Below are 6,186 nucleotides of genomic sequence, written 5' to 3' on the forward strand. Positions count from 1 at the left end.
GAGGAACTCCATATGACGTCCGAAGCCAGTCCCACACGTGAGGTGCTCACCGTCGGCGACGCCCGGGTGGTGATCGAACGACCGCGCGGCACCGAGGCGACCGCCGTGCAGGTCGTGTCCGGCGGCGAGCGCCTCATCTACTTCGACACGGCCGACGACCGGATCCAGCCCGCCAACTACGACAAGCCCGACGGTGCCCCGCTGCGCGTGCTCGACTCCGAGGCTGCGAAGGTGGACGTGTCGAAGCGCAGCGTCCACGACATGGGCTTCTGGCACCGCAGCGCCGACCACTCCGAGGTCATCATCTGCGTGAAGGGCGCGCTGCGGTGGGAGACCGAGCTCGGCGTCCACACGCTGCTGCCTGGCCAGGTGCTGTGCATCCCCCGCGGTGTCGCGCACCGGTCGGCGTTGTGCGAGCAGTCCGGTGAGGAGAACGTCCTCATCGAGGTGAAGGTCAAGGACGACCTCACCTACGTCGGCCCCGAGGAGGATGCCCAGGCATGAGCAGTACGCAGGTCGACGTCGTCGTCGACCACGTGGACTGGCTGGTCACGGTCGACGAGGACAGGCGCGTCATCCGCGACGCGGCAGTCGCGATCGACGGCGGCCGGTTCGTCGCCGTCGGCAAGAGCGACGAGGTGACCGCCGCGTACGAGGGACGGCAGGTCGTCGACGGCCACCACGCCGTGGCGACACCCGGACTCATCGACGGGCACCTGCACTCGTCGTTCCAGCTGTCCCGCGGCCTCGCCGACGAGGCGAACGCGCGCGAGTTCCTGATCGCGCGGATGTACCCGTACGAGGCCGCGCTGACGCCCGACGACGTGGAGCTGAGCGCTCGCCTCGCCGCGCGCGAGATGCTGCTGTCCGGCACGACGTGCTTCGTCGACCCGGGCAACAACCACCCCGACCGCACGGTCGCGGGGGTGGCGCCGTCCGGCATCCGCGTGGTCGTCGCGCGCAGCGCCTTCGACCTCGGCGACTCGGCGTTCGGTTCGGTGCCGTCGTCGATGGTCTCGACGCCGGACTCCGCGGCGAAGGAGGCCGAGGCGCTGGTCGACCGCTTCCACGGCGAGTACGACGGCCGCGTGCGCGCGTCGGTGTCGTTCCGCGGGCTCAACAACTCCAGCGACGAGCTGATCACGACGCTTCGCGACGTCGCCGCCGACCGTGAGGTGCTGCTGCAGACCCACGCCTGCTTCAGCTACTCGACGCACGACGCGTCCGTCGCGAAGTTCGGCCTTCCCGAGATCGCGCGGCTGCGCGAGCTCGACGCGCTCGGGCCGCGGACCCTGCTCGTGCACGGCGGCTGGCTCGAGCCCGAGGAGGTGGCGATCCTCCAGGAGCACTGGGCGAGCATCGTCGCCGCGCCGACGTCGAGCATGCACAACGGCTACGGCAACATCCGGGTGGGCGTGCTGCCCGAGCTGATGGAGCTCGGCGTCAACGTCGGCCTCGGCAGTGACCACGCGTGCTCGGGACCCGTAGACCTCGTCAGGGAGATGTTCCTCGTGGCGTGCGGCCACAAGGAGGTGCGGGTCAACCCGCGGGTGATGCCGCCCGAGCGCGCGCTGGAGATGGCGACGGTCAACGGTGCGCACGCGGTCGACCAGGCCGGCGTGCTCGGCTCGATCGAGGTGGGCAAGCAGGCCGACCTCGTGCTGTTCGACACCGACGACCCGAGCTGGCAGCCGTTGTACAACCCGGTGTCGAACCTCGTGTACTCGGCGACCGGGCGCACGACGAAGCACGTGCTCGTCGGCGGCGAGCTCGTCGTCGAGGACGGCCGGCTGACCAGGGTCGACGAGGACGAGCTGCTGTCCGACGTACGAGCGGGCGCCGCGTCGCTGTACGACCGCCTCGACGGCGAGAAGCTGGTCCGCGGGCGCTGGCCCGTCAGCTGACGGCTCACTCCTCCGGCAACCCCTTGCCGCGCCTCGCGTACAACGCGAGCACCTGCTCGCGGGGGATGACGCCGCAGCGTTCCGCCCACCCCTCGTACGCGGTGGTCATCGACGCGACGCGGCCGGGATGCTCGGCGGCGAGGTCGTGCAGCTCCGTTCGGTCGGCTGCGACGTCGTACAGCTCCCAGTCCTTCGCGTGCTTGCGGAGGACCTTCCACCGGCCCTGGCGGACGCCGGCGTTACCTTCGTGCTCCCAGAACAGCGGACGTTCGCCGTCGACGTCCTCACCACGCAACGCGGGCAGCATGCTGCGGCCCTCCGCCTGAGGCACCAGCTCTCCCGCGCGTTCCGACGGGTACGCGGCGCCGGCGACGTCGAGCAGCGTCGGCAGCACGTCGACGAGCTGGTACGGCGTGTGGCAAAGGCGGCGCGGCTGGCCGAGCCCTGCCGGCCAGTGCACGAGGAACGGCGTCGCGATGCCGCCCTCGTGCACCCAGTGCTTGTACTCGCGGAACGGCGCGTTCGACAGGTTCGCCCAGCCGCGGCCGTAGCTCGCGTACGTGTGCTCGGGCCCGGGCATCACCTCGCTGGTGTTGCCTGGCACGACCGGCACGCCGGCTCGGGTGTGCTCGTGCATCGGCACGAAGCTCGTGACGAACTCCTTCACCGACTCCGGTGGCATCTCCTCGGCGCAACCGCCGTTGTCGGAGAGGAACACGAACAGCGTGTTGTCGAGCCGGCCGAGGCGGTCGAGGGTGTCGAGGACGCGACCGATGCCGGCGTCCATCCGCGTGACCTGCGCGGCGTACACCTCCATCCGGCGTGCCTGCCACTCCTTGTCCGCCGTGTCGTCCCACGCCTCGACGCGCGGGTCGCGGTCGCTGAGCGGCCAGGCCTCGTCGAGGATTCCCTCGTTGACCAGACGGTCGAGGCGCTTGCGGCGCAGGACGTCCCAGCCCTCGTCGAAACGTCCGCGGTAGCGCGCGATGTCGTCCTCGTGCGCATGCAGCGGCCAGTGCGGCGCGGTGTACGCGAGGTACAGGAACAGTGGGTCGTCACCTCGGCGCTCGTGGTGGTCGGCGACGAAGCCGCATGCGTTGTCGCTGATCGCGTCGGTGTAGAAGAACTCGGGGTCGAGTGCCTCCTCCTCGACGTTCCGCTCGTCGCGGACAAGAGTGCGCGGCTGGTAGAAGCTGCCCGCGCCCTCGAGCGTTCCGTAGACGCGGTCGAACCCGCGGCGGGCCGGCCAGGCGGGGTTGGGATTCTCCATGTCCGAGGCGAGGTGCCACTTGCCCGACAGGTACGTGCCGTAGCCCGCGGCGCCGAGTGCCTCGGCCGCGGTGACGCAGCGCTCGGAGAGGTTGCCGGGGTAGCCGTCCGGGGTGTCGTCGAAGTTGAGGATGCCGACGCCGACCTGGTGCGGGTGCAGGCCAGTCATCAGCGAGGCGCGGGACGGGGTGCAGCGTGGCGAGTTGTAGAACTGGGTGAGGCGGGTGCCCGCCCGTGCCAGCCGGTCGAGGTTCGGCGTGTCGATCTCGCCGCCGTAGCAGCCGATGTCCGAGAAGCCCATGTCGTCGGCGAGGACGAGGACGATGTCCGGACGCGGGTCGGGCACGGGGCCTCCTGTTCTGGTGTGGACGTGTGGACGTTCAGGCGCGGTCGGGCACGTTCTGGTCGATCTCGTCGAGGCTGTGCTTGTGCGTCTCCGGCAGGAAGATCAGCGAGACGATCGAGATGAGTGCCATCGCGACGACGTACACGGCGACGGGCCACGATGATCCGCTGAACTGCGTGACGAGTGCGGTGCAGACGAGCGGGGCGATCGCGCCGCTCGGCAGCACACCGATCTGGTAGACGACCGACATGCCGCTGTAGCGCACGCGGGTCGGGAAGATCTCGGCGAACAGTGCGCCCTCGGGCCCGTACATGCCGCAGGCCGCGATGCCCCAGCCGACGACCACGGCGAGCGCGATGAGCGCCGGCGTCGCGGTGTCGACGAGCGCGAAGATGGGGAACGCCGACACGGCGGCGAGGATCGCGCCGGCCATGAAGACCGGCCGCCGACCGATCCTGTCGGACAGGCGTCCCGCGAGGAGCACGACCGCGAACCCGACGATCGCCGCGATGACGAGACTGTCGAGCACGATGTGCTGCTTCAGCTTCAGCACCTCGACCGTGTACGTGACGAGGAAAGCGTTGTAGACGTTGAAGGTGACGCTCTCGCTGATCCGCGCGCCCATGCCGAGCAAGGTGATCCGCGGGTGCTTGCGGATGACCTCGAACAGCGGCACCCGGGCGCGGTCGTCGTTCTCCTTCAGCCGCTGGAACGCGGGCGGCTCGCTGATCCGCAGCCGGATGAACAGGCCGATGACGACGAGCACGATGCTGATGAGGAATGGGATGCGCCAGCCGCCTTCGGCGAGCGCGTTGTCACCGAACGAGCTCACGGCACTGACCGACAGCGTGGCCAGCAGCAGGCCGACGGGCACGCCGAGCTGCGGCCAGCTGCTGAACCAGCCACGGCGATTGCGCGGCGCGTGCTCGACGCAGAGCAGGATCGCGCCGCCCCACTCGCCGCCGAGCCCGATGCCCTGCAGCATGCGCAGCAGCAGGAGGACCAGCGGCGCGGCCACGCCGATCTGGGCGTACGTCGGCAGCAGGCCCATACCGAACGTCGACAGGCCCATGATCATCATCGTGATGACGAGCATCTTCTTGCGGCCGAGCCGGTCGCCGAGGTGGCCGAAGACCACGCCGCCGAGCGGGCGGGTGATGAAGCCCGCGGCGAACGTCGCGAACGCCACGAGCGTGCCCACGAGCGGGTCGAAGGTCGGGAAGAACTGCTTGTTGAAGACCAGCGCCGCCATCGTGCCGTAGAGGAAGAAGTCGTACCACTCCACCACGGTGCCGATGAGGCTGGCGGCCGCGACCTGGCGGATCGACGTCTCCATCGAGCCGGTGCCCGTGCCTGTCTGCGAGCGCACCCTCGCAGTCCCTCCGCCGTGGGCCTCGACGCGTCCCGCTTGCGGTCTGACCCGTTGAGTGGGACACTGACATCATCTAGCGGGACATCGTGGGCCGGGTCGGCGCTGCGCGTCAACCCTCGGGAGGGCAGTCGGGTGAGCGAGCTGTTGCGACGGGCGGTCGACATTCTCGAGGTGCTGCGCGTCCGCGACGCCGGCCTGAGCATCCGCGAGGTGGCCGTCGAGGTCGGCCTGCCGAAGAGCACCGTGCAGCGTCTGCTGCGCGACCTCGTCGAGACCGACATGGCCGCGCAGGACGCGGTGACCCGCAGGTACCGGCTCGGTCCGCGCACCCTCGCCCTGGGCACGGCGTACCAGCGGCGCCTCGACGTCCGCACCGTGGCGCTGCCGTACCTGACCCGACTGCGCGACGAGCTCGGCGAGACGATGGGACTGTCGGTGGTGCTCAGTGAGGAGCTCATGCACCTCGACCAGGTAGAGAGCGCCTCGCGACTGCGCGCCACGTTCGAGGTCGGCCGCCCGCTGCCACTGTGGAGCGGCGCCCCGAGTCGGGTGCTGATGGCCGACCTGCCGGACGACGAGGTACGCCGCATCGTGTCGGACCGGCGCAAGGTCGACGTGCGCCCGGTCAAGCCGCTCGGTCCCGACGCGCTGGTCGCGGCCGTCGCGGCGGCCAGGGAGCGGGGACATGCGATGGCGTTCGAGGAGACGATCGCGGGGGTGAACACGCTCTCGGTCCCCGTGCGGGGTCATGCGGGGCGGGTGGTGGCGGCTCTCTCGACCACGGCGCCTAGTAGTCGGTTCGGGGAGGCGGCCATGGAGGATGCGGTTCCTCGGCTCGTTGCGGCGGCCTCTTTGATTTCTGGGGAGCTCGGATCGCGGTGATTTGACGGCTCCTGTGGGGCCGCTGTCTGTTGGGTCCGCTGCCTCACCCATTGACCACCCTGGACGCCGCTCGCCTCGAACGCCGTTTACCAGCACGCCCTAGTTGTGATGTCCAGGCACGTTGGTCAGTCGGCTGATCGGTGGGTGTCCTCCGATTGCGCTGTGGGCTCGGTGGTGATTGTAGGTGTGGAGCCAGTCTGGGAGGGCGGCTCGGCGTTCGGTTTCTGAGCTGTAGAAGCGGGCGTAGGCCAGCTGAGGCGCTTCAAGGTCCGACACGTCACCGGCTGGATCATGCGCGACCCCGACAACCTCGACGCGGACGAGCGGGTCAAGCTCAAAGACGCCCGGGCGCGCTGCCCGCACCTGGACGCCCTCGCCGGCCACGTCGCCGAGTTCGCGAAGATGGTCACCGG

Annotated in this window: 5 protein-coding genes and 1 pseudogene; 3 read left to right on the plus strand and 3 right to left on the minus strand. The window is 69.9% G+C overall.

Features of this window, described 5'->3' with window-relative positions:
- Positions 1–12: 12 nt before the first annotated feature.
- Together GEV10_22870 and GEV10_22875 are read left to right on the plus strand one after the other, a co-directional pair.
- A complete protein-coding gene (locus GEV10_22870) occupies positions 13–504 on the plus strand; it encodes a hypothetical protein (GenBank protein ID MQA81291.1) in 492 nt (163 codons plus the stop codon).
- Complete coding sequence (locus GEV10_22875) at positions 501–1,904, plus strand: amidohydrolase family protein (protein ID MQA81292.1); 1,404 nt, start codon at positions 501–503, stop codon at positions 1,902–1,904. The genes GEV10_22870 and GEV10_22875 overlap by 4 nt, the downstream gene beginning before the upstream one ends.
- Before the next feature lie 4 nt (positions 1,905–1,908).
- Here GEV10_22875 and GEV10_22880 read toward each other — a convergent pair whose 3' ends face one another.
- Together GEV10_22880 and GEV10_22885 are read right to left on the minus strand one after the other, a co-directional pair.
- On the minus strand, positions 1,909–3,474 hold the full coding sequence (locus GEV10_22880; GenBank protein ID MQA81293.1) for a sulfatase-like hydrolase/transferase: 1,566 nt from the start codon (positions 3,472–3,474) through the stop codon (positions 1,909–1,911).
- 79 nt (positions 3,475–3,553) lie between these two features.
- The gene (locus GEV10_22885) at positions 3,554–4,855 is read right to left on the minus strand and encodes an MFS transporter (protein MQA81294.1); all 1,302 of its coding nucleotides are present in this window, start codon (positions 4,853–4,855) and stop codon (positions 3,554–3,556) included.
- Between GEV10_22885 and GEV10_22890 the strand changes: the two genes are divergently transcribed.
- Positions 4,643–5,773: a helix-turn-helix domain-containing protein gene (locus GEV10_22890; GenBank protein MQA81295.1), complete on the plus strand. Its 1,131-nt coding sequence runs from the start codon at positions 4,643–4,645 to the stop codon at positions 5,771–5,773. The two genes, GEV10_22885 and GEV10_22890, sit on opposite strands and share 213 nt — an antisense overlap.
- A 99-nt stretch (positions 5,774–5,872) precedes the next feature.
- On the opposite strand, the pseudogene GEV10_22895 reads toward GEV10_22890, so the two are convergent.
- Positions 5,873–6,022, minus strand: a pseudogene (locus GEV10_22895) (transposase).
- Positions 6,023–6,186: the final 164 nt, after the last annotated feature.

This window comes from Streptosporangiales bacterium, from assembly GCA_009379955.1.
Classification (GTDB): Bacteria; Actinomycetota; Actinomycetes; order Streptosporangiales; family WHST01; genus WHST01.

Excerpts from the sequence above, each read along its gene's own strand:
- GEV10_22875 (MQA81292.1), top strand. The coding sequence starts at position 501 with ATGAGCAGTACGCAGGTCGACGTCGTCGTCGACCACGTGGACTGGCTG.
- GEV10_22870 (MQA81291.1), top strand. The coding sequence starts at position 13 with ATGACGTCCGAAGCCAGTCCCACACGTGAGGTGCTCACCGTCGGCGAC.
- GEV10_22885 (MQA81294.1), bottom strand. The coding sequence starts at position 4,855 with ATGGAGACGTCGATCCGCCAGGTCGCGGCCGCCAGCCTCATCGGCACC.
- GEV10_22880 (MQA81293.1), bottom strand. The coding sequence starts at position 3,474 with ATGGGCTTCTCGGACATCGGCTGCTACGGCGGCGAGATCGACACGCCG.